The organism is Leisingera methylohalidivorans DSM 14336 (assembly GCF_000511355.1).
Classification (GTDB): Bacteria; Pseudomonadota; Alphaproteobacteria; order Rhodobacterales; family Rhodobacteraceae; genus Leisingera; species Leisingera methylohalidivorans.
The window spans coordinates 1505356-1527763 of record NC_023135.1; the positions used below are offsets into that span (position 1 = coordinate 1505356).

At 61.4% G+C, this 22408-nt stretch carries 18 protein-coding genes; 14 read left to right on the forward strand and 4 right to left on the reverse strand.

Going from position 1 to position 22408, the window contains the following annotated elements; genetic code table 11:
• The first annotated feature begins 43 nt into the window (after nucleotides 1-43).
• Together METH_RS07530 and rarD are read left to right on the forward strand one after the other, a co-directional pair.
• Complete coding sequence (locus METH_RS07530) at nucleotides 44-643, forward strand: superoxide dismutase (protein WP_024089845.1); 600 nt, start codon at nucleotides 44-46, stop codon at nucleotides 641-643.
• 124 nt (nucleotides 644-767) lie between these two features.
• Nucleotides 768-1679, forward strand: coding sequence for an EamA family transporter RarD (gene rarD, locus METH_RS07535; RefSeq protein ID WP_024089846.1), 912 nt, complete (start codon nucleotides 768-770; stop codon nucleotides 1677-1679).
• On the opposite strand, the gene METH_RS07540 is transcribed toward rarD, so the two are convergent.
• Nucleotides 1616-2167, reverse strand: coding sequence for an LOG family protein (locus tag METH_RS07540; protein ID WP_024089847.1), 552 nt, complete (start codon nucleotides 2165-2167; stop codon nucleotides 1616-1618). The two genes, rarD and METH_RS07540, sit on opposite strands and share 64 nt — an antisense overlap.
• A gap of 634 nt (nucleotides 2168-2801) precedes the next feature.
• On the opposite strand from METH_RS07540, the gene METH_RS07545 reads away from it, so the two are divergent.
• The 3 genes from METH_RS07545 to METH_RS07555 all read left to right on the forward strand — a co-directional run bounded on the left by METH_RS07545 (nucleotide 2802) and on the right by METH_RS07555 (nucleotide 6370).
• Entirely contained in the window at nucleotides 2802-3980 is a 1179-nt protein-coding gene (locus tag METH_RS07545) for a LysM peptidoglycan-binding domain-containing protein (RefSeq protein WP_245602967.1), read from the forward strand.
• Between the two features lie 97 nt (nucleotides 3981-4077).
• On the forward strand, nucleotides 4078-5907 hold the full coding sequence (locus tag METH_RS07550; RefSeq protein ID WP_024089849.1) for an ABCB family ABC transporter ATP-binding protein/permease: 1830 nt from the start codon (nucleotides 4078-4080) through the stop codon (nucleotides 5905-5907).
• Between the two features lie 136 nt (nucleotides 5908-6043).
• Nucleotides 6044-6370, forward strand: a complete 327-nt coding sequence (locus METH_RS07555; RefSeq protein WP_024089850.1) for a hypothetical protein — start codon at nucleotides 6044-6046, stop codon at nucleotides 6368-6370.
• A 75-nt stretch (nucleotides 6371-6445) separates the two neighbouring features.
• Here METH_RS07555 and METH_RS07560 read toward each other — a convergent pair whose 3' ends face one another.
• Entirely contained in the window at nucleotides 6446-10276 is a 3831-nt protein-coding gene (locus METH_RS07560) for an efflux RND transporter permease subunit (RefSeq protein WP_024089851.1), read from the reverse strand.
• Nucleotides 10273-11388, reverse strand: a complete 1116-nt coding sequence (locus METH_RS07565; protein ID WP_024089852.1) for an efflux RND transporter periplasmic adaptor subunit — start codon at nucleotides 11386-11388, stop codon at nucleotides 10273-10275. The genes METH_RS07560 and METH_RS07565 overlap by 4 nt, the downstream gene beginning before the upstream one ends.
• Before the next feature lie 292 nt (nucleotides 11389-11680).
• Between METH_RS07565 and METH_RS07570 the strand changes: the two genes are divergently transcribed.
• The 5 genes from METH_RS07570 (at nucleotide 11681) to METH_RS07590 (ending at nucleotide 17056) form a co-directional block, all read left to right on the forward strand.
• Entirely contained in the window at nucleotides 11681-12352 is a 672-nt protein-coding gene (locus tag METH_RS07570; protein WP_024089853.1) for a hypothetical protein, read from the forward strand.
• Between the two features lie 53 nt (nucleotides 12353-12405).
• The gene (locus METH_RS07575) at nucleotides 12406-13728 is read left to right on the forward strand and encodes a PQQ-like beta-propeller repeat protein (protein ID WP_024089854.1); all 1323 of its coding nucleotides are present in this window, start codon (nucleotides 12406-12408) and stop codon (nucleotides 13726-13728) included.
• Between the two features lie 72 nt (nucleotides 13729-13800).
• The gene (der, locus tag METH_RS07580) at nucleotides 13801-15264 is read left to right on the forward strand and encodes a ribosome biogenesis GTPase Der (protein ID WP_024089855.1); all 1464 of its coding nucleotides are present in this window, start codon (nucleotides 13801-13803) and stop codon (nucleotides 15262-15264) included.
• Between the two features lie 309 nt (nucleotides 15265-15573).
• On the forward strand, nucleotides 15574-16527 hold the full coding sequence (locus tag METH_RS07585) for a fatty acid desaturase (RefSeq protein WP_024089856.1): 954 nt from the start codon (nucleotides 15574-15576) through the stop codon (nucleotides 16525-16527).
• A 118-nt stretch (nucleotides 16528-16645) separates the two neighbouring features.
• Nucleotides 16646-17056, forward strand: a complete 411-nt coding sequence (locus tag METH_RS07590) for a hypothetical protein (RefSeq protein WP_084013776.1) — start codon at nucleotides 16646-16648, stop codon at nucleotides 17054-17056.
• Nucleotides 17057-17125: 69 nt separating this feature from the next.
• Here METH_RS07590 and serS read toward each other — a convergent pair whose 3' ends face one another.
• On the reverse strand, nucleotides 17126-18418 hold the full coding sequence (gene serS, locus METH_RS07595) for a serine--tRNA ligase (RefSeq protein ID WP_024089857.1): 1293 nt from the start codon (nucleotides 18416-18418) through the stop codon (nucleotides 17126-17128).
• A gap of 293 nt (nucleotides 18419-18711) precedes the next feature.
• Here serS and yajC point away from each other — a divergent pair, with 293 nt between their 5' ends.
• The 4 genes from yajC to METH_RS07615 are packed head-to-tail and all read left to right on the forward strand — an operon-like array spanning nucleotide 18712 to nucleotide 22407.
• Nucleotides 18712-18996, forward strand: a complete 285-nt coding sequence (yajC, locus tag METH_RS07600; protein ID WP_024089858.1) for a preprotein translocase subunit YajC — start codon at nucleotides 18712-18714, stop codon at nucleotides 18994-18996.
• Between the two features lie 34 nt (nucleotides 18997-19030).
• On the forward strand, nucleotides 19031-20692 hold the full coding sequence (gene secD / locus METH_RS07605) for a protein translocase subunit SecD (RefSeq protein ID WP_024089859.1): 1662 nt from the start codon (nucleotides 19031-19033) through the stop codon (nucleotides 20690-20692).
• A gap of 1 nt (nucleotide 20693) precedes the next feature.
• Nucleotides 20694-21662, forward strand: coding sequence for a protein translocase subunit SecF (secF, locus tag METH_RS07610; protein ID WP_024089860.1), 969 nt, complete (start codon nucleotides 20694-20696; stop codon nucleotides 21660-21662).
• A complete protein-coding gene (locus tag METH_RS07615) occupies nucleotides 21655-22407 on the forward strand; it encodes a sulfite exporter TauE/SafE family protein (RefSeq protein ID WP_024089861.1) in 753 nt (250 codons plus the stop codon). Before secF ends, METH_RS07615 begins: the two co-directional genes overlap by 8 nt.
• Nucleotide 22408 lies beyond the last annotated feature (1 nt).

A 22408-nucleotide genomic window follows, 5' to 3' on the forward strand; every position in this document is an offset into this window, starting at 1 on the left:
TGTATCTGATCAGGAACGTAATCTTATTTTACAGGGGGCCCAAATGGCTTTTGAACTTCCCGATCTTCCTTATGCACACGACGCCCTGGCCGCCAAAGGCATGTCGGCCGAGACCCTGGAGTATCACCACGACCTGCACCACAAGGCCTATGTCGATAACGGCAACAAGCTGATCGCCGGTACCGAGTGGGACGGTAAGTCGCTGGAAGAAATCATCAAAGGCACCTATGACGCCGGTTCAGTTGCCCAGAACGGTATCTTCAACAATATCTCACAGCTGTGGAACCACAATCAGTTCTGGGAAATGATGGGCCCGGGCGACAGCGCAATGCCAGGCGAGCTGGAAAAGGCGCTGGTGGAGTCATTCGGCTCGGTTGACGATTTCAAATCGCAGTTCTCCGCTGCAGGCGCCGGCCAGTTCGGCTCCGGCTGGGCCTGGTTGGTCAAGAATGCCGATGGCTCGCTGGCCGTGACCAAAACCGAAAACGGCGTCAACCCGCTGTGCTTCAACCAGACTGCTCTTCTGGGCTGCGATGTGTGGGAACACTCCTACTACATCGATTTCCGCAACAAGCGCCCGGCCTATCTGACCAACTTCCTGGACAATCTGGTGAACTGGGAGAACGTCGCCTCGCGGATGTAATCTGCAGGCAGATCGACTTCAGGAACGCCCGGTCATCCGACCGGGCGTTTCTTGTTTCGCCGGGCGGCCGGGGCGCATAGCGCACAACAGGCTGACGGCGGGAAGCTGACGCTGGGAGGTAAAGATGAGTGACGCCGGCAAGGGCATTCTGGCAATGATCGCAGCCTGCCTGGTCTGGGGCCTGTCGGGGATCTATTACAAGGCTCTGTCGCATGTGCCGCCAGAGCAGGTTCTGTCGCACCGGGCGCTGTGGTCGTTCCTGTTCTTTGCGGGCGTGCTGCTGTTCCAGGGCCGGATCGGCGTCTTGGGCACAGCGCTGAGCAGCAGGCGCAACGCGATGTTTCTGGTCCTCGCAACGGCAATGATCTCGCTCAACTGGTTTGTTTTCATTTCGTCGGTACAGACGGGCCACGCAACCGAAGCAAGCCTAGGCTATTACATCTTCCCCTTGCTGAGCGTGCTGCTGGGGCGGCTGGTGTTCAGTGAACGGCTGACACGGACCCAAGGCGCGGCTGTCGGGTTGGCGGCGCTGGCGGTTGCGGTGCTGTCATTCGGATTGGGGGCGGCGCCTCTGATCCCGTTGGTTCTTGGTGGCAGCTTTGCCCTGTACGGCGTTGCTAAAAAACAGCTTTCTTTGGGCCCGGTGGTTTCGGTCACGGCCGAGGTCCTGCTGATCCTTCCGGTGGCGCTGGCGGTGATCTGGCTGACAGGCGGCGCTGGATTCCTGGGCAGTACTGCGGACGCGGCAATGCTGGCGTTTTCCGGTATCCTGACCGGGCTGCCGCTGATCCTGTTCAGCTATGCCGCCAAACGCGTGCGGCTGGGCACCATTGGGGTGCTGCAGTATCTGAACCCGACGCTGCAGTTCCTAGTGGCGGTGCTGGTCTTTGCCGAGCCGTTCACCCCCTGGCACAGCGCCGCCTTTGCACTGATCTGGAGCGCGGTTGCGGTGTTTTCGTTCTCGGCTCTGCGTCAGGAGCGGGCGTCGCGCAGAGCGGCAATGGCCGCCACCGGAGTGTCGGCCCAGATCAGATAATCCGCTGTGTCCTGACCGGCAAAACCCTGGCTGACGATATGGTTCAGCAGGTCGCGCAGCTTGTCCCAGTAGCCTGCAGTGTTCAGGATCACGATCGGCTTGTCATGCAGGCCTAGCTGGCGCCAGGTGAGCGCCTCGAACAGCTCATCCAGCGACCCGGCGCCACCGGGCAGCAGAACCACCGCATCGGCGTTCCACAGCATGACCTTTTTGCGCTCATGCATGGTCTCGGTGACGACATAGGTGCTGACATCGGATTTACCGACTTCCCGCTTTTCCAGATGGCCGGGGATCACGCCGAAGGTTTCTGCCCCTGCAGCCTGAGCGGCGCGGGCGACCTCTCCCATCAGTCCCACATCTCCGGCACCATAGACCAGCCGCATCCCGTTTTCGGCGAGTACGGTGCCGAGATCCTGTGCAGCTTGGGTATAGGCGGGCAGGACACCAGCGCGGGAGCCGCAATAGACACAGACGGATTTGATGCTCATCGGCCAGCCTTTCCGTTGAATTTCAAGGTGGAACGCAATTGGTGTTTTGACCCGTGATAGCGGGATTGGTAGGTTTGCTCAACTAAGCGGAAGGCAACATTCCGCAATTTCCGAAGGGATCGAAATGGCGGAAGCATCTGGAAGCGGGGGTCTGGGGGCTCTCACAATTGGCGGTATTGCCGGCGTGGCCGTGGTGCTGGGCGGCGTGGCGCTGTACCAGCTTGGGGTTTTCGGCAGCGGCCAGCCAGGCGACGGGGCGACGGACGGGCAGACGGGCAGCCAGGTGGCAAACGGGGCTGACGCATTCACGGGGGATGGCGACGAATCCGGCCAGCCGCTGCAGAACCAGGCCCGAACCAAAGACGATAGTGCGGAATCTGAATTCGCGGCCGCTGTTTCTGATACCGGCGGGCCTAGGGCTGAACCTGCTGCGCCTGTAGCAGCCGGGTCAATTGAAGATCCGGCGGCAGTGCCGGCACCGGGGGCAGCCGCGGCAGAAAAATCTGCTGAAACAATGACTGTTGAAGATCAGATTTCACATGAGGATCTGCCTGTAACTATCGGAACTGATAACGAAAATTTTACTACAGAGGATCAAACTGCCAGGGTGGGTTCGCCGCCGGAACAGATTGCCTTGGCAGATCCTGTAGATGAGGCGCCAACGTCCGCGGAAGATACCTTTGTTCTGGAAGCCCCCGAACTGGACCTGGTGCGGGTCGACAATGAGGGCGCAGCAGTGATTGCCGGACGCGCGCAGGCAGGGGTGCGCATTTCGGTCTTGCTTGACGGCGAAGTGCTGGAACAGCTGGAAGTGCCGACGGGCGGTGAATTTGTTTCTTTGACCACGATTGCGCCAAGCACCGATGCACGCGTGGTGTCGCTTTTGGCTGAACATCATGGCCGGAAAAAAGCCTCGGGGGCGTTCTTTATCCTGACGCCGGTCAGCCAGGGTGCGGCGCAGTTTGCAGAAACTGGGGCGGCGCAGGCAGCGGGTGCGGACCGTGAAGTCATCGCGCAGGATCCGGAACAGGTTGCCGCGCCCGAAGCTGCAGAGGATGCCGTGGCGGAACAATCTGCAATCGAAACAGCATCAGCGGCTCTGGATCCAGCCGCAGACTCAGTTACAGGAACGGCGGACCCAGACAATGGTGTTGCCAGCACCGGTCAGGCGGCGGGCACCTTCGCAGCAGGGGCTCCGGCAGCGTCAACAGACCCGGAAACCGCCGGCGAACCGGAAGCGCCGCAACCGCAGGGGCAGGCTATGGCCGTTCTGCGGGCAGATGCGGAGGGCATTGAGGTTGTGCAGCCCGCAAGTCCTGCCGATCCGGAGCTGAACGACGAAGTGGCATTGGATTCAATCAGCTACAATGGCAGCGGCGGGGTCGAGCTGTCGGGCCGGGCGCAGCCGCAATCGCAGGTGCGGGTCTATGTCGACAACCGGCCTGTGGCAGAGCTGGGCGCCGCGGCAGACGGTCGCTGGAGCGGACGGCTTGAGGATGTGGCACCTGGCATTTATACCCTGCGCCTGGATGAGATCGAACCGGCAACCGGAGCTGTGGTCAGCCGTCTGGAAACCCCGTTCAAACGCGAATCACCCGGGACGCTGCCGCAGCCTGGGGAGGATGCAACTCCGGATCAGCCGGTGCCATTGGTTCGGGCGGTAACGGTGCAGAAGGGCGATACGCTCTGGGCCATCTCGCAACAGAAATACGGCAGCGGCTTTCTGTACGTCCGGGTCTTTGAAGCCAATCGCGGTGCGATCCGCGATCCGGATCTGATTTATCCGGGGCAAGTCTTTACCGTACCGGAGTAACAGCAGAGAACCGCGCCCCTGCGGCGCGTTTTTCCTGTTCGCCCCTCGCAAATCCGTGAACAGGTGAATATCTGAGGGCGTCAAGCCAGGAACCATCATGACCCAGACAGATCAGGCCGCCGTGCCGCCGCCAGCCCTTACCGCCGAAGACGAACGCCGTTCCGGCCTGCGCACACTGCGCAAGGTGGGACCGTATCTGTGGCCCAAGGATAACCGCGCAGTGAAGGTCCGGGTGGTGCTGGCTCTGGCGGTGCTGGTTCTGGCCAAGCTGATCGCGGTCTATACGCCGATGCTGTACAAAGACGCAGTCGACAGTCTCGCGGGGGAGGGTGTGCCGCCGCTGGCACTAGGCGCCGTCGGGCTGACGGTGGCCTATGGCATGTCGCGCGTCCTGACCATTGGCTTTCAACAGTTGCGCGATGCAATCTTTGCCCCGGTCGGGCAGCGAGCCCTGCGCCGATTGGCGCTGGAGACCTTCGCCCATATCCACCGGTTATCGATGCGCTATCACATCACCCGCAAGACCGGGGGGCTCAGCCGGATCATCGAGCGCGGCGTGAAGGGTGTCGAGTTCCTGCTGCGTTTCATGCTGTTTTCCATCGGGCCGCTGATCCTGGAGCTGACCCTGGTTGCGGTGATCTTGACGGTTCTTTTCGACGCCTGGTATCTGGCAGTCGTAGCCGGAACTATCACCCTTTATGTCTGGTTCACGTTTGCTGTGACCGAATGGCGGGTGAAGCTGCGCCGCGAGATGAACAAGCAGGACACCGACGCCAACCAAAAAGCCATCGACAGCTTGCTGAACTACGAGACGGTCAAGTATTTCGTCGCCGAGGAGCGCGAGGCGGCGCGCTATGACGGCGCGATGCGGGGATATGCGCAGGCGGCGCTGAAAACAGCCTATTCGCTGGCAGCACTGAATTTCGGCCAGAGTATGATCATAACTGCGGGCCTTATCGGTGTCATGGTGATGGCCGCGATCGGTGTGGAACGGGGCGAACTGACTGTCGGCGATTTCGTCATGGTCAACGCCTATATGATCCAGATCACCGTGCCATTGAACTTCCTTGGCACCGTCTACCGCGAAATCCGCCAGAGCCTGGTGGACATGGGCGAGATGTTTGATCTCTTGGAGCAGCCCGCCGATGTGAGCGACCGCCCGGGCGCTGCTGAGCTGCAGGTCAATGGCGGCCGGATCACGCTGGAGGATGTACGGTTTTCCTATGAGTCAGGGCGGGAGATTCTGAAAGGCGTCTCGCTAGAGGCTGAACCCGGCCAGACGGTGGCCATTGTCGGCTCCACCGGGTCGGGCAAATCCACCATCGGACGGCTGTTGTTCCGCTTTTATGACGTCACAGGCGGTGCGCTGAAAATCGATGGGCAGGACGTGCGCGAGGTGACCCAGAAAAGCCTGCATCAGGCGATCGGCGTGGTGCCGCAGGATACGGTTCTGTTCAATGACACGATCCGCTACAACATTGCCTATGGCCGTGACGGAGCCACCCAGGAAGAAGTGGAGCAAGCGGCGCGCGACGCGCAGATCCATGACTTCATCGCGGCGCTGCCAGAGGGCTACGACACTCAGGTTGGCGAGCGCGGTTTGAAATTGTCCGGCGGCGAGAAGCAGCGGGTTGGCATTGCCCGCACATTGCTGAAAAATCCGCCGGTGCTGCTGCTGGACGAGGCGACCTCGGCGCTGGACAGCGATACAGAGCAGGAGATCAAGGGCGCCCTGGCGCGGGCCGGGCAGGGGCGCACGGTGATCACCATCGCGCACCGGCTGTCCACCATCGCCGAGGCCGATCGCATCGTGGTGCTGGAGCAGGGGGAGATTGCCGAAACCGGCACTCACGAAGAACTGCTCACCAAAGACGGCCGCTATGCGCAGCTGTGGCAGCGCCAGCAGGCGGACCAGGACGCGGCATGACAGGTGATCGATAAACACCGCCCGGGGCAGTCCATCCCGGGGTTCCCATTGACCCGCAAAGCGCGGTGCCTAAAGTATCTTTACTCCGGGAGGCAGCGGCATTGGCGCCGGCTGGCCCGCATATAAGGATATATTGATGAAGCCTCTTCTGACTGCCGCCGCCGCGGCTGCTGTGTTTGCTTTTCAGGCACCTGCCTATGCCGAGGACCTGCAATTCCAGTTAATCAATGACAGCAGTGCCGATCTGGTCGAATTCAACGTGTCGTCTGCGTCCTCGGACAGCTGGGAAAGCAATCTGTTGGAAGGAGGCTATCTGGCCCCAGGCTATGAGATCGGCGTGCTGATCGCTGATGGGGCGACCACCTGCGTCTATGACATCCGCGGCAGCTTTTCAGATGGTTCCGAGGCTGAAGACTACGGGCTCGATCTCTGTGAAATGGGTGGATACACCTTTACCGACTGATCCCGCAGCTGGCCGGTAAGTCCGGTCAGCCGGAAAGAAAAAGCCCCGCTAAAGAGGGGCTTTTTGATGACCGGGTTATTCAGCAGCGCGCAAGCGGCCCTGCGGAGCGGGCGGTTGCGGCTCGTCCTCCTCGCCTTGCCCGCCGGCTTTTTCAGGCGCTGCATCTTCGACCCACTGGATTTCGGTGGTCGGCAGGTGGCGGGCCTTCTTGAACAGCCTGGAGTCCTGCGCGATGCGGCTGGAGCGGCCGCGGGTGATCCGCGACAGTACCCGGCCCAGGGCGCGCATGTAAGTGCCGAACCACACCCGGATTGCCAGCAGCGAGGGGGTGACAACCAGGGTCAGCACAGTGGCGATGCCAAGGCCAAAGACCACGGCGGTTGCCAGCTGCTTCCACCACAGCGCGGTTGGGCTGTCGATGGAGTAGCCGCCGTTGATGAAGTCGAGGCTGACGCCGAACATCATCGGGGTGAGGCCGGCCATCGTGGTGATGGTGGTCAGCAGGACCGGGCGGATACGTGCCTCGGCGGTGCGGATGATCGCCTCGATCCGCGGCATCTGCTGGCTGAACTCCTGATAGGTGTCGATCAGCACAATGTTGTTGTTCACCACAATCCCCGCCAGTGCCACGATTCCAGTGCCGGTCATGATGATCGAGAACGGCTGCTGCATCACCATCATGCCGATTAGCACCCCGGTGGTGGACAGCACCACCGCCAGCAGCACCAGCGCTGAATTATAGAAGCTGTTGAACTGGGCCAGCAGGATCACGAACATCAGCGCCAGCGCGCCGGCAAATGCCTTGGACAGGAAGGCGCCGGATTCCGCCTGCTCTTCCTGGTCGCCGGTCCATTCCCAGGAAATGCTGCGCGGCAGCGGGTCGGTCTCCAGCCATTCGGTGAGGACGGCGATCCGCTCATTCGGGTTCACCGGGCTGACCCTGCCGCCGCCGTCCAGCGCGGCCTGGAGGGCGTCCAGGCTTTCGGCACCGGTCAGCTGCACCAGCTGCAGGGTCTTGCCGTTCGGCGCGGAAACAGTTTCGCCGGTTGCCGCAGTGCCTTCCGGCATTTCCTTGAGCAGCGCGAGGCGGGTTGTTTCGCCGGTTTCCGGATCCACGGTCTCCGCCTTGCTCAGCCCTGCCGTTACATCGGCCTTGACGTCATAGTAGCGCTCCTGGCCGATGCGGTTGATCTGCGCCAGTTTCGGCACCGGCTGGCGGGTAATGAAGTTCGACAGCGGCACCAGCCCGCCGGCAGTGCGGACCTTGAGGTTGTCGAGCGTCGACAGCACCCGGTCCTGTTCCGGCAGCCGGACGCGGATGTCGATCTCCTCGTCCGAGCTGTCGACCCGCATGGTGTCCAGCAGGATGCCCCGGGTGACAAGCTGCACCATCGCGCCCACGGTGGCCACATCGGCGCCGTAGCGGCCGGCCTTTTCGACATCGACGTCGATCTGCCAGTCGATGCCCGGCAGCGGCAGGCTGTCTTCGATCAGGATCAGGCCGGGGGTGGTCTCGAAATGCTCCCGTGCGGCCAGGGCAGCGGACGTCAGATCCTCCCAGTTGTCGCCACGCAGGCGCAAGTGCACCGGCTTGCCGGTGGCCGGGCCTTGCGCCAGGGCGCGGACCTCAACCTCGAAACCGGGCAGCTTGGCCATTTCGGCGTTGAGCTCGTCCAGGACCGTGTTACCGTCGTATTCCTCGGCGATCAGTTCCTTTTCAAAGCCCAGGTATTTGCTCAGCACCCCCCCGAACCAGCCATCCAGGGGTTCGCTGTCGGTGGGGCGGTCTTCCCAGGGGATGATCTCGAACTGGACCTGGCCGATGGTGTCAGGTGGCAGTTGCGCACCGGAACTGTCGGTGTTCAACCCACCGTCGCCGGCAAAGGAGAAGACATTGATCACCGCGTGGTGCTGCAAAATGATCTCTTCTGCGGCGCGGACCATTTCGTCTTTTTCCTGCAACGAAATGTTGCCGCGGGCGCGGACGTAAGCGGAGGCCTGTTCAGGTTCCGAATCCACGAAGAATTCAACGCCAAGGTTGTTTTCGCCAAAGGTCTTGAACACCATCATGATGGAGAACGCGACCGCGACGATGGTCACCACCGGCATCACTGGATTGCCTGCGATGAACTTGATCACATGGCCAAAGGGCGTGTGATGGTAACCGGCGGCGACCTCCTTCTGCTCACGCTCAATCTTAACCGCGCTAAGGGTGATGGAGGCGGCAAAAGAGGAAAGCGTGAAGACCAGTCCGCCAAACAGCACGCCGCCCAATCCGCCGGACCCGCCTCCCAGCAGGTAAGACGGGTTCAGCATCTGCATGGCGCCTGCAAACATGCCCCACATGGCAACCGGCACCAAAACGGCGCGCAGCCACCAGGGCGCGACCATGCGCAGCGCGCGGGAGGCGCCCTCAAACGTGCGGCTGATACGGCCGGTGACTCCGCCCATGACAGGCAGGTAGATCAGCGCCACCACCAGCGAGGCTGACAGCACAAAGATCATGGTGACCGGCAGCATTCCCATGAATTCGCCAGGCACGCCGGGCCAGAACAGCAAGGGTAAAAAGGCGCAGAGCGTGGTCGCGGTGGAGGAGACCACCGGCCAGAACATCCGCTGTGCAGCCTCGACATAGGCGTGCATCGGGCCGGTGCCTTCCTTAATGCGCTTGTCGGCATATTCAACGATCACAATGGCGCCATCCACCAGCATGCCCACGGCAAGGATCAGTCCGAACATCACCATGTTGGAAATGGTGACGCCCATTAGCGCCAGAAACGCAAAGCACAGCAGGAACGAGGTCGGGATCGCAAAGCCGACCAGCAGCGCAGCACGGCTGCCAAGCGCAGACAGAACGACGATCATCACCAGCGCCACGGCGGTCAGTACCGAGCCTTCAAGCTGGCTGACCATCGAGCCGACGACGCGGCTTTGATCGTTGGAAGTGCCGACTTTTACCGCGGCCTGCAGTTCCGGCGGCCATTTGGATTTAGAGGCTTCCAGCGTCTCTTTCACCAGGTTGACGGTGTCGATAACATTGTAACCCTTGCGCTTGACCACCTGCAGCGCCACCGTGTCGCCGCCGTTGAACCGGGCGGTGCCGATCCGGTCTTCAAAGGTGAAATTGATCTGCGCCAGTTCCCCAAGGGTAACCACACGGTCGCCGTTGGTTTTGACCGGCAGCTGATAGATATCCTTCACCTCGTCAAAGGAGGAGGGGATCTTGACAGCAAAGGTGCCCTGCGCAGTCGTCACTTCACCTGCCGCAATCAGCTGGTTGTTGTTCTGCACAACATTGATCAGCTCAAGTGCTGTGACATTATAGGCTTCCAGTCGCAGCGGGTCGATCAGCACCTCGACCATTTCGTCGCGGTTGCCGGCGATCCCGGCCTCCAGAACCGCGTCCAGCGCTTCAAGGTCGTCTTGCAAGTCCTTGGCAATGCGCGCCATCGTGCGTTCCGGCACCGCACCGGTCAGGTTGACGATGACGATGGGAAACTCTGAAAAGTTGATTTCGGTGATCGAATACTTCTCGGCGCCTTCGGGAAACTCTGCCTCGGCCTTATCCATGGCGTCGCGGACGTCGGCCATGATCGCGGTCTTGTCCCAGCCGAAGTCGAATTCCAGCGCCACGCCGGCATAGCCTTCCGCAGCGGTGGAGGTCATTTTGTCGAGCCCGTCGAGATCGGCCAGCTCGGTTTCCATCACCTTGACCATCAGGGTTTCGGCGTCTTCGGCGGAAATGCCGGGGAAGGGGACTGAGATGAACAGGGCAGGGATTTCGATGTCTGGCTCGCCCTCTTTGGGCAGCATCGAATAGGCGACGCCTCCGACAAGCAGCGAGATCGCGATGAAGGCGAGGATCATCCGCGCGCGGCCGGCGGCCCAATCGACGATGCCAATCACTGTTCAGTCTCCCGGTAGGTGGCCGCCACGGCGACTCCTTCGGTCACAAAGTCCTGCCCCACCACGATCACATCAACGGTTTCGGGCAGGCCGCCGAGCCAGACGCCGTCGGCCTCATCCCGCAGGAGCTGCACCGGGTAGAATACCACAGTGCTGTCAGAACCGACAACGCGCACGCCCAGCTTGCCTTCGTTGTTCAAGGTCAGCGCCGATTGCGGCAGCTTGTGCGCGAGCCGGCCGGCTGAAGAAATCGCTATATCGGCAGTTTGGCCGTCACGGATGCTGAGATCCGGGTTGGGAACGGTGATTTCCACCTCAAAAGTGCGGGTGTTCGGATCGGCGGAACGGCTGACGAAGGTGACCTCACCCTGCACATGCTGTCCGGTCGCCAGTTCGGCCCCGGCCGTGGCGCCTAGGGTCACCTTGTTCACTTCGGCCTCGGGCACGTAGCCAACCAGCTTGATGGTGTCGAGCTGGATCACTGTGCCGCACAGGCTGCCGGGCTGAAGCAGGCTTCCCAGCTCGGCGGTGTCGCTTTCCAGCAGGCCGTCGAAAGGTGCTGTAATGGTCAGGTGGCCGAGTTCTTTTTCTGCAGTCGCCACGGCGGCCAAGGCCGTCCGTTCCGCAGCTTCCGAAGAGGCCAGCCGGGTTTCCGAGGCGTAACCGCCCTGGGACAGTTTCGCCGCGGCGGTCAGATTGATCCTGGCTTCTTTCAACTGGGCCTGCGCCTGAAGCAGCATGGCCGGGCGGATGCCAGGGTCGAGTTCGCACAGCAAGTCACCCTTCTTCACTTGGGCTCCTTTGCGCAAAGGCTCGGAAATCACGGTCGAAGTGATCTCGGCCCGAACGTCGACCTGGCGGATCGCCTGCGTCTGGCCACGCAGGATGACCGCACTGTCAATGGTGCGCGCCTTGCTTTGCAGAGCCACTACGCCGACTCGCTTGTCCGAGGCTTCTGCAAGCTGCGGACTTTCAAGCGTTTCCGGCCCGGTCTGGCCGACCTCTGGCGCGTCCTCGCCCCGGGCAAAGGCAATCAGATCATCACGCTGAATTATCACCATATAGAGGCCAGCTGTCACAAACACAGCAGTCAGCATCGGAATGATACGCATGTCGGGCCTTTCTTGTTTCCTGCCGGGTCACAGGTGCAAAATGCCCCATGACCGGAATATGGCGGGGCCTGCTTACTATGGGAGTCGCGCGTATGTGATAAGCCTGATATAGGAGATGTCCATTCTAAACTAAGTGGTTTAGTTCACATTTCTTTCTTTTCTGGGGTAATAGCCGGCGTTTCTGGTGCAAACGGGCCACTTGGCTTGGCCTTTGAGCCGGGTTAAGAGGGGCGCAACGCATTTATTACCGGTTTGGGCGGATCGCCCGGGCCGCGCACATCAGGGGCTTTTCATGAGCGATACCGACAGTTTTATCGATGAGGTGACCGAAGAGGTCCGCCGTGACCGGCTATTCCTGATGCTGAAACGCTACGGCTGGATTGGCGGCGCTGTGGTGGCGCTGATCGTCGGCGGTGCCGCGCTCCGAGAGTACAGCAAGGCACAGGACCAGGCCGCGGCCGAGGCCTTGGGGGATGCGATCACCGCCGCGCTGGAAATTGACGGCAGCAGCAGCCAATCCGAAGCGCTGGCTGCGGTTTCCGCCGAAAGCGCCGGCGGCGCAGCCGTTTTGAAAATGCTTGAAGCCGGTGCGCTGGCGGATGCGGGCAAGCCTGCGGAGGCGGTCGCCCGGCTGGAGGCTGTGGCGGTCAATGGTGAGCTGCCGCTGATCTACCGCCATATTGCCAGCTTCAAGGCGCTGGCTTTGCAGGCCGGAACCCTGAGCGCCGACGACCGGCGTCTGCAATATGAGGCGCTGGCCCAGCCGGGCGCACCGCTGGGACTGCTGGCGTCCGAACAGCTGGCGCTGCTGGATATTGAAGCGGGTAACACCCCGGCCGCAATCGGGCGGCTCCGGGAGATTGCCGCGGATGCTTCTGTGAGTGCAGACTTGAAAGAACGCGCAACTCAGTTGATTGTGGCGCTTGGCGGCTCCATGGAGGACGCCTCTGCGCCTGAGGGGTAAGGCGCTCCGCAGATGGGAACTTGCGGAACACGAACGGCAGACAGGGCAGGGCAATGACAAAAAGCAGAACATTCTCCCGGGCACGGGCTTTTTTGTGCGGCACCGCGGCGGTGGCAATTCTGGCCGCCTGTGCGGAGGAGGAGGTTATCCTGCGCGGAGAACGCGAGGACATCCGTCCGGAGACCGCAGTTGAGGTGGTCAACCAATCCCGCCCGATTTCTCTGCCCAAGCAAGTGGTAAATGCAAGCTGGGCCCAGGGCCATGGCGCCGAGGCCGGACGCACAGCGCATCCTGCACTGGCAGCGGCGCCGCTGCGGATCTGGTCCGCTTCCATCGGAAGCGGCGACGGGCGCCGTCAGCGCATCACCGCAACGCCGGTAGTCGGCGGCGGGCGCATTTACGCGCTGGACAGCGCCGCACAGGTTTCGGCGGTGTCGCCGCAGGGACAGGTCTTGTGGCGCAGCACGCTGATTCCGGCAGCAGATGAGGAGGGCCAGGCCACTGGCGGTGGTCTCGCCTATGATGATGGCGTTCTTTACGTCTCCTCCGGCTATGGCGTGCTGACGGCATTGGATGCTGCCGATGGCAGTCTGATCTGGCGTCAGGAACTGGACGCCACTGGCTCGGGCCAGCCGCGGGTCAGCGGCGGCCTGGTCTATCTGGTGGCCGGGGATGACACCGGCTGGGCTGTCAGGACCAAGGATGGCCGCATTGCCTGGCAGATCGAAGCTTCGCCCTCTGCGTCGAATATCCTGGGGGCGCCTGCACCTGTTGTGACCAATGATCTGGCGGTCTTTGCTTTTGGGTCCGGGGATCTGATCGCCACTTTCCGCCGCGGCGGCCTGCGCCGCTGGAGCGCGTCGGTCTCCGGCCAGCGCACCGGCCTGACCCTGTCGCGGATCAGCGATCTGACCGGCGCACCGGTGGTTTCGGGCAAGCGGCTGTATGCCGGCAACCACTCCGGCCGCACTGTCGCGATCGATCTCGACAGCGGCGACCGGCTGTGGACCGCACGCGAAGGCGCCGCCGGCACCGCATGGCCTGCGGGCGGCAGCCTGTTCCAGGTCAGCGACCTCAACCAGCTGCTGCGCCTGGATGCGGGCAGCGGCGAAGTGATCTGGGCGGTTGATCTTCCGGGGTTCCTGAAAGACAAGCCGGGCAAGCGCGGCCGGATCCATGTGCATTACGGGCCGGTGCTGGCAGGCGGGCAGATTGTTGTCGCCTCCAATGACGGGCTTCTGCGCTTCTTCAACCCGCAGGATGGCGGCCTGATCCGAACCGCCGAGGTGCCGGGCGGCGCCACCACCGCACCGGTTGTTGCAGGGCGCACGCTTTACGTGGTTTCCTCCAAGGGTGAATTGCTGGCATACCGCTGAGCAGTGTTTCCGGGTGGCGGATACCGCCCGGATGCGTTATGAGCCGCGTCTGAATCGCAGAAAGCTGGTCTGATGTCCTTTACCCTCGCCATCGTGGGCCGCCCCAATGTGGGCAAGTCCACCCTGTTCAACCGCCTTGTGGGCAAAAAACTGGCCCTGGTCGATGACCAGCCGGGCGTCACGCGCGATTTGCGCGAAGGCGAGGCGCGTTTGGGCGATTTGCGGTTCACGGTGATTGATACCGCGGGTCTGGAAGATGCCACCGACAACTCGCTGGAGGGCCGCATGCGGCGCCTGACCGAGCGGGCGGTGGATATGGCCGATATCTGCATGTTCATGATCGACGCGCGCACCGGTGTGACGCCGACCGATGAATTGTTTGCCGACATTCTGCGCCGCAAATCCGCCCATGTGATCCTGGTCGCCAACAAGGCCGAAGGCAACGCCGCCGAAGCCGGTGTGCTGGAGGCCTATAGCCTGGGTCTGGGCGAGCCCCTGCGCTTGTCCGGAGAGCATGGCGAGGGAATGCCGGATCTTTATTCGGTCCTGATGCCGCTGGCGGAGAAGTTTGAATCCGAAGCTGTGGATCATTCGCCGGTCACAGATGTGGTGCTGGACGAGGAGATCGGCGAGGACGAGGTCGAGAGCATCCCAGAGCCGACCGATGCCAAGCCGCTGCAGGTTGCTGTTGTGGGCCGTCCCAACGCGGGCAAGTCGACGCTGATCAACAAGATCCTGGGTGAGGACCGGCTGCTGACCGGACCTGAGGCAGGGATCACCCGCGACGCGATCTCGCTGCGGATGAATTGGAATGGCGTGCCGATGCGGGTGTTTGACACTGCAGGCATGCGCAAGAAGGCCAAGGTGCAGGAAAAGCTGGAAAAGCTGTCCGTTTCCGATGGCCTGCGCGCGGTGAAATTCGCCGAGGTTGTGGTGGTGCTGCTGGATGCGGATATCCCGTTTGAGCAGCAGGACCTGCGGATTGCCGACCTGGCCGAACGCGAAGGCCGGTCGGTTGTTGTCGCGGTAAACAAATGGGACATCGAAGACAACAAGCAGGAAAAGCTGCGCGATTTGAAGGAAGCCTTCGGCCGCCTGCTGCCGCAGCTGCGCGGCGCGCCTCTGGTGACGGTTTCGGCCAAAACCGGCAAAGGGCTGGACCGGCTGCATGACGCGATCATGCGGGCCTATCGTGTGTGGAACCGCCGGGTGCCGACCGCGGCGCTGAACCGCTGGCTGGTTGGCATGTTGGAGCAGCACCCGCCGCCAGCGCCCCAGGGCAAGCGGATCAAGCTGCGTTACATGACCCAGGCCAAAAGCCGCCCGCCGGGGTTTGTGGTGATGTGCTCGCATCCCGATAAACTGCCGGAAAGCTATACCCGGTATCTGGTCAACGGGTTGCGCGAGGATTTCGACATGCCGGGCACGCCGATCCGGCTTTATATGCGCGGCCAGGGCGACAAGAACCCCTATAAGGGCAAGCGCGCCAAGAATGCCGGCGCTTTGGCCAAGCATTTGAACAAGCGCGGCGGCTGATCCGGTAAGACCGCGGTGCTCCCGCTGGTCCTGCGGCATTCCCGAAAGAATACCTTGGCCCGTTGGGCCCGGCGCCGCCCTTTAGGGCGGCGCTTTTGCGTTGCGCGGGGTTGCGCGGTCTTTTGCCTGCCGTTTGCCCAGCATCTCTTGCCTGTATTTGCTTCACCGCTGCAGATTGCTACCCTTCAAGTTGAATGGTTTAACCGGTGATAATCTTGTTTTTGAACAAGGCCGGGTTATCTGGAAAATTACTTAGGACGGAATGCGCGCTTGGCATAGCTGTCACGCATCGGCTTTAGGGACGGGGTCATGGATCTGAGGGCACATACGCGTCAATTCGCACGACAGGACAACCGGCTGGCCTTGCTCAGCTATTTCGGCACTTTTGCGGTCTATTTTGCAGCGCTTGCCGTGGCTGTTGCCTATGCGGACCAGTGGTTCCTGATGCTGCCGGCAGGCGTGATTTTTGCCTTTGCCGCAGTGCGGCTTTATGTGCTGCAGCATGACACCGGGCATCATTCCTTGTTTGAAACCCGGCTCCAGAACGAGATTGCCGGCCATGTGCTGTCTCCTTTCACATTTGCGCCGTTTGAGGTTATGAAACAGAACCACAACCTGCATCACTCCAACATCGGCAACTTGGAACACCGCGAGACGGGGGAGATCCACACCATGACCGTGCGGGAGTGGGCCAAGGCCGGGGTCTGGGACCGGCTCGGCTACCGTCTGTACCGCAATCCGTTTGTGCTGGTGCCGCTGGGTGCGGCGTTCACTTACTTCATCCGCTATCGCTGGCCCAAGAATACCCGGCGCTTTGGTGCGGTGGGGGTGATCCTGCACAATCTTGTGATCGTGGCCTTGCTGGGCCTTCTTTACCGGGTGGCTGGGATGACCGGGATCTGGGTCTGGCTGGTGTTTTCTTTCCTTGGCGGCATGATCGGAGTGTTCCTGGTTTATCTGCAGCATAATTTTGAGGACACCTATTGGGACCGCCGTCCGGACCTAAACCCGCAGGTTGCAGCGCTGCAGGGGTCTTCCTGCCTGGATTTCGGCTGGGCCTTCGACATGGCGGTGGCCAATATCACCCTGCATGATATCCACCATTATAATGCCCGCATCCCGTCGTACCGGCTGCGCCAGTGCCACTACAGCCTGCCGCCGGAATTGGGGCTGCGCCGGATTAAATTTGGCGAAGCGGTCCGGGCGCTGACGCTGAAGTTGTGGGACGAGGACAAAAAATGCCTGGTGCCCTTTCCAAGCTGAGGTCTTCCTCTGTTGGAACGGGCGGCGGGCAGCACCGGCGCTCGAGGGCATCTGATCAGGGTGAAACGGGAAACCGCAGCTGCACAGCATCCCCAGTGCCGGAACCAGACCTGCGGTGATGCTGCTGCAGGCTGAAAAGGATCAGAGGGCTGAGGCCGCCAGCCCGGCCGTATTTGGAAAGAAGGAGACCCGGCCCGTGACTGGAAAGACGCCAGGCAAGAAAGTGGTAAACCCACCGGCAGATAAAGCAACTGATGCATTGCAGGACGAGCTGAACGCCAAACTGGAAGCTGCCGAGGCCGCGCGCCGGGCAGCCGAGGAAAAGGCCGCTAAGGCGCAGGCCAAGGCGCGGAAGGCCAAGCGAAAAGCGGCGCAGCTGGCGGTGGATTTTGCAGCAGCAAGAATGAAAGCCAAGCAAAAGGCGAAGAAGGTCAAAGCGAAGGCAAAAAAAGCTATTGAAAAGGAAAAGGCAAAAGCTCAGTCAATTCTTGAAGCCAAGGGGGGCGGGAAGAAGAAGCTGAAGAAATAGCCTTAACGCTCTGAGCAATAAAAACGGCGCCCCTTGGGCGCCGTTTTCTGTATCGTTTTTGCGTGTGTGTCAGGCCAGTGCGCCATCCGCGGTCAGGGTCAGCTTGCCGCCCAGATAAGGTGCCAGAACCTCTGGCAGCGTGACCGAACCGTCCGCCTGCTGGCCGTTCTCCAGCACTGCGATCAGGCAGCGGCCCACTGCCAGACCGGATCCGTTCAGCGTGTGCAAGAACTGCGGCTTGCCGCCATCTGCGGGCTTGAAGCGCGCATTCATCCGGCGGGCCTGGAAGTCGCCGCAGACCGAAACCGAAGAGATCTCGCGATAGGTCTTCTGGCCGGGCACCCAGACCTCGATGTCGTGGGTCTTTCTGGCGCCGAACCCCATGTCGCCGGTGCACAGAACAATGGTGCGGTAGGGCAGGCCCAACCGTTCCAGGATGTTCTCTGCGCAACGGGTCATGCGCTCATGCTCATCGCCGCTTTTGTCAGGATGCGTGACCGAAACCATTTCGACCTTTTCGAACTGGTGCTGGCGCAGCATTCCGGAGGTGTCCTTGCCGGCCGAACCGGCCTCGGAGCGGAAGCACTGGGTGTGCGCCACATAGCGGCGGGGCAGGTAGCCTTCTTCGACTGTCATGCCGTTGACGATATTGGTCAGCGTGACCTCGGCAGTCGGAACCAGCCACCAGCCGTCGGTGGTTTTATAGCTGTCTTCGCCGAACTTGGGCAGCTGGCCGGTGCCGTACATCATCTCTTCGCGCACCAAAACCGGGGTCCAGGCCTCAGTAAGACCGTTCTCGTCCACATGGGTGTTGATCATGAACTGCGCCAGGGCGCGATGGATGCGGGCGACTGCACCCGACAGCACCACAAACCTGCTGCCGGACAGTTTGGCCGCAACCTCAAAATCCATGCCGGGCTTCACGCCTTCGATCTCGAAATGCTCCTTGGCCTCGAAGCCGAGTTCCTTTGGTTCGCCCCAGCGGCGGATTTCGACATTGTCGTCTTCATCCTTGCCGTCCGGCACGTCGTCAAACGGCAGGTTCGGGATGGTCATCAGCATATCGGTCAGTTGCTGATCCAGCTCCTTGGCTTCGGCGTTCATCTTGGCGACTTCGGCCTTCTTTTCGGCCACCAGCGCCCGCAGACGTTCAAACTCGGTCTCGTCGCCGCGGCCCTTGGCTGCGCCGACTTCCTTGGAGGCCTTGTTCTGCTGGGCCTGGGCGGTTTCTGCCGCCTGGATTTTGGCGCGGCGCGACTCATCCAGTGCCAGGATCTCGGATGACACGCCCGCATCCCCGCGCCGCGCCACAGCGGCGTCGAATGCGGCAGGGTTCTCGCGGATAGCGCGGATGTCATGCATGAGAGTCTCTCCTAGCGTTGAATGATGATTTGAATCAGTAGGCCCATCCTATGACGCAAGGGTGAACAAAGGGGAAGGGGTGCGCACGGTCTATGTGCAACTTGGGATTTTTCGGAACTGCGGCAGCGTATTGGAGCGCCATTCCCGGTACGGCGCCAAGGCAAACCTGCGATGGCTTATCCCGGCTGCGCTTTTGCAGTGCGCCAGCCTTGCAACCTATCCACCCAGCGCATAGGTTCCGCTGCAAAATTCCGGTGTGAAACCTCATGCCGCTTTGACAGAAGGAATATCCCATGGACAGTGGCGCAATCGCCCAATTTCTCCCGCTTATTCTGATCTTCGCGATCATGTACTTTCTGCTGATCCGTCCGCAGCAGAAGAAGGTGAAAGAGCATCAGAAGATGGTCGACCAGTTGCGGGTGCGCGACCAAGTGGTGACCCAGGGCGGCCTGATCGGCAAGGTGTCCAAGGTCAAGGAAGACGGCGAAATCGAAGTTGAAATCGCCGACGGTGTGAAAGTGCGCGTCATCAAGGCGACCATTGCCCAAGTGCTGAGCAAAACCGATCCCGTGTCGTAAGCTCAGACCGCTAACAAACTGAAAAGGCAGGGCAATGCTGCAAATTGATCTCTGGAAGAGGGTGCTGATCTGGCTGGTGTGTGCAGCCGGCCTGATGCTTGCCCTGCCAAACGGATTTTACACCCGCGTCGAACAGGCCAACGACGCCGCGGCGGATATCGCCGCCAAGGGTGAAACACCTGAGCGGCTTGAAACGGTCGGCCAATGGCCGTCCTTCCTGCCGTCAGGGCTGGTGAACCTGGGTCTCGATTTGCGGGGCGGCGCACACCTGCTGGCCGAGGTACAGGTCAGTGACGTCTATGAGGCGCGGATGGATGCGCTGTGGCCGGAGGTGCGCGATGCATTACGGCCCGAGCGCAGCACCGTTGGCACGTTCCGCCGCCAGCCGGGCAAAGCGGATGAGATTCGGGTGAAAATCACCAAGCCCGAAGGCATGGCCCGTGCGCTGGACGTCGTGCGTGAACTGGCCAATCCGATTACCACATTAACCGGAGTGGGCGCCAACGACATCGAGGTTTCCGCCGAGGCTGGCATGTTGGTGGTGCGCTTGAGCGAGGCAGAAAAGATCGCCTCGGACGACCGCACCGTGCGGCAGGCGCTGGAGATCGTGCGGCGCCGGATCGACGAGGTCGGAACCCGCGAGCCGACCATTCAGCGCCAGGGCGCCGACCGCATCCTGATCCAGGTGCCGGGCATTGGCTCTGCCTCTGAGTTGAAGGCGATCATTGGCACCACTGCGCAACTGACTTTCAATCCGGTTGTCGGCCGTGGCAGCGATGCAAATGCAGCACCGGGGATCGGCAACAAGATCATCCCGTCGCTGGATGAAAGCGGCATTTACTACACCATTGAAGCCGCCGCAGTCGTGACTGGTGAGGACCTGGTGGATGCGCAGCCGTCCTTCGATCAGAACGGCCGTCCAGCGGTGACCTTCCGCTTCAACACCTCGGGTGCGCGCCGGTTCGGCGACTACACCGCGGAAAACATCGGCTCGCCTTTTGCGATCGTACTGGACGACGAGGTGGTCTCTGCCCCGGTGATCCAATCGCATATTCCGGGCGGTTCCGGCATCATCACCGGCAATTTCAGCATTGAGGAAAGCACCAATCTGGCGGTTCTGCTGCGCGCAGGCGCGCTGCCGGCTGGGCTGGAATTCCTGGAAGAACGCACCATCGGCCCTGAACTGGGCCAGGACAGCATCGACGCGGGCAAAATCGCTACCATCGTTGCCTTCATTGCAGTGCTGGTGTTCATGGGGCTCAGCTATGGCCTATTCGGCCTTTTTGCCAATGTGGCGCTGATCCTGAACATCGCGCTGATCTTCGGGATGCTCAGCCTGATCGGCGGCACGCTGACGCTGCCGGGCATCGCGGGTATCGTGCTGACGGTCGGTATGGCGGTTGACGCCAACGTGCTGATCTTCGAACGTATCCGCGAAGAGGTGAAGGCTGGCCGCGGCCCGGCCCGTGCCATCGACGAGGGCTACTCCAAGGCGCTGAGCGCCATCCTTGACGCCAATATCACCACGTTCATCACTGCGGTGATCCTGTTCGCCATGGGTTCCGGCCCGGTGCGCGGCTTTGCGATCACTCTGGGGCTTGGCATTCTGACCTCGGTGTTCACCGCGATCTTTGTCACCCGCCTGATCGTCATTATGTGGTTTGAACGGCGCCGTCCGAAAACGATTGAGGTGTAAGATGCGGCTGAAACTAGTTCCCGAAGGAACCTCTTTCGATTTCTTCAAACTTTCCAAGCTGTGGCTGGGGATTTCCGCCCTGATGATGGTGGTTGCGCTGGTCTCCTTCTTCATGCAGGGGTTGAACTTCGGCATCGATTTCCGCGGCGGCACCACCATCCGAACCGAGGCATCCGAATCCGTGGACGTCGGCGCCTACCGCGACGCGCTGGCGTTGCATGAGCTGGGCGATGTCTCCATCACCGAAGTCTTCGACCCCACGTTTGAGGACGACCAGCATGTCGCGATGATCCGCATTCAGGCGCAGGAGGACGGCGAGGCGATCACCGGCGGTATGGTCGAGACACTGAAACAGTCGCTGGACGCAGTGGCGCCGGGCATCAAGTTTGTCTCGGTCGAATCGGTCGGCCCCAAGGTCTCGGGCGAGTTGATCCAGACTGCAGTGCTGGCCGTGGCACTCGCGATTGCTGCTGTTCTTGTTTACATCTGGTTGCGGTTTGAGTGGCAGTTCGCATTGGGCGCCGTGGCGGCACTTGTGCATGACGTGGTGCTGACCATCGGCGTGTTCTCTGAACTGCAGATCAAGTTCGACCTTGCCATCATCGCAGCCCTGCTGACCATCGTTGGCTACTCGCTGAACGATACGGTGGTTGTGTTCGACCGGGTGCGCGAGAACCTGCGCCGCTACAAGAAGAAGGATCTGGCCGAGGTTTTGAACATCTCGATCAACGAGACCCTCAGCCGGACGGTGATGACCTCGGTTACCACGCTCTTGGCGCTGGTCTCCCTGTATGTGCTTGGCGGCGACGTGATCCGCGGCTTTGTCTTTGCAATGATCTGGGGTGTTCTGGTCGGGACCTATTCGTCCGTGTTCGTAGCTTCCACCATCCTGCTTAAGCTGGGAGTGAAGCGCGACTGGTCGAAACAGGCGAACACCACCGGCAATCAGTTCTCTAACATCGATGCTTGAGGCCTGTCAGGCAGCCCTGGCCACACCGGGGCTGTTCTGGCTGCTGGTCACCATCGGAGCCGCGGGTCTTGTCCGCGGCTTCACTGGTTTTGGCACCGCCATGATCTTTGTTCCTGTGGGGGCGCAATTCCTGCCGTCGGCGGATGTGGTGTTTTTGATGGTGCTGATGGGGGTGTTTTCCACCATCACCCTGTTCCCGCAGGCCTGGCGCCAAGCCGACAAGGCCGAGGTCGGCGCGCTGGCGATGGCCGCTGCGGTTACAGTTCCCGCTGGGCTCTGGGTGATGTCGCAGATGGATCCGCTAACATTGCGCTGGCTTGCCGCCGGGGTAATCGGGGTGACACTGGCGGCTGTGGTCTCCGGTTGGCGCTGGCAGGGGCGGCTGGGCTGGCCCGGCCGGTTTGGCATCGGCGGGGCGGCTGGCATGGTCGGCGGCATGACCGGTTTGACAGGACCGGTGGTCATCGTCTTTTACCTGGCAAATGTGCGCGATGTGGCGCGGGTCAGGGCCAATACGATTGTGTTTCTGGCCGCCCTTGATGTGGTGATTGCGGTTAACCTGATCTTTGGCGGGCTGGCCAGCCTGCAGGCGGTCATTCTGGCCGCTCTGCTGGGCGTGCCTTACATGATCACCACTCTGACCGGCAAGGCGCTGTTTGATCCTAGGCTGGAAAAGCTCTACCGCTTTGCCTCCTATTCCGTGATTGCGCTGGCCGTGTTATCCAGCCTCCCGGTGTTTGACTGAA

Bases quoted from the DNA above. Each gene is read 5' to 3' on its own strand.
- METH_RS07565 (WP_024089852.1), bottom strand. From the start codon at position 11,388: ATGCGTATCATTCCGATGCTGACTGCTGTGTTTGTGACAGCTGGCCTC.
- METH_RS07540 (WP_024089847.1), bottom strand. From the start codon at position 2,167: ATGAGCATCAAATCCGTCTGTGTCTATTGCGGCTCCCGCGCTGGTGTC.
- METH_RS07575 (WP_024089854.1), top strand. From the start codon at position 12,406: ATGACAAAAAGCAGAACATTCTCCCGGGCACGGGCTTTTTTGTGCGGC.
- der (WP_024089855.1), top strand. From the start codon at position 13,801: ATGTCCTTTACCCTCGCCATCGTGGGCCGCCCCAATGTGGGCAAGTCC.
- METH_RS07590 (WP_084013776.1), top strand. From the start codon at position 16,646: ATGCTGCTGCAGGCTGAAAAGGATCAGAGGGCTGAGGCCGCCAGCCCG.
- serS (WP_024089857.1), bottom strand. From the start codon at position 18,418: ATGCATGACATCCGCGCTATCCGCGAGAACCCTGCCGCATTCGACGCC.
- secF (WP_024089860.1), top strand. From the start codon at position 20,694: ATGCGGCTGAAACTAGTTCCCGAAGGAACCTCTTTCGATTTCTTCAAA.
- yajC (WP_024089858.1), top strand. From the start codon at position 18,712: ATGGACAGTGGCGCAATCGCCCAATTTCTCCCGCTTATTCTGATCTTC.
- secD (WP_024089859.1), top strand. From the start codon at position 19,031: ATGCTGCAAATTGATCTCTGGAAGAGGGTGCTGATCTGGCTGGTGTGT.
- METH_RS07555 (WP_024089850.1), top strand. From the start codon at position 6,044: ATGAAGCCTCTTCTGACTGCCGCCGCCGCGGCTGCTGTGTTTGCTTTT.
- METH_RS07570 (WP_024089853.1), top strand. From the start codon at position 11,681: ATGAGCGATACCGACAGTTTTATCGATGAGGTGACCGAAGAGGTCCGC.
- METH_RS07585 (WP_024089856.1), top strand. From the start codon at position 15,574: ATGGATCTGAGGGCACATACGCGTCAATTCGCACGACAGGACAACCGG.
- rarD (WP_024089846.1), top strand. From the start codon at position 768: ATGAGTGACGCCGGCAAGGGCATTCTGGCAATGATCGCAGCCTGCCTG.
- METH_RS07530 (WP_024089845.1), top strand. From the start codon at position 44: ATGGCTTTTGAACTTCCCGATCTTCCTTATGCACACGACGCCCTGGCC.
- METH_RS07550 (WP_024089849.1), top strand. From the start codon at position 4,078: ATGACCCAGACAGATCAGGCCGCCGTGCCGCCGCCAGCCCTTACCGCC.
- METH_RS07615 (WP_024089861.1), top strand. From the start codon at position 21,655: ATGCTTGAGGCCTGTCAGGCAGCCCTGGCCACACCGGGGCTGTTCTGG.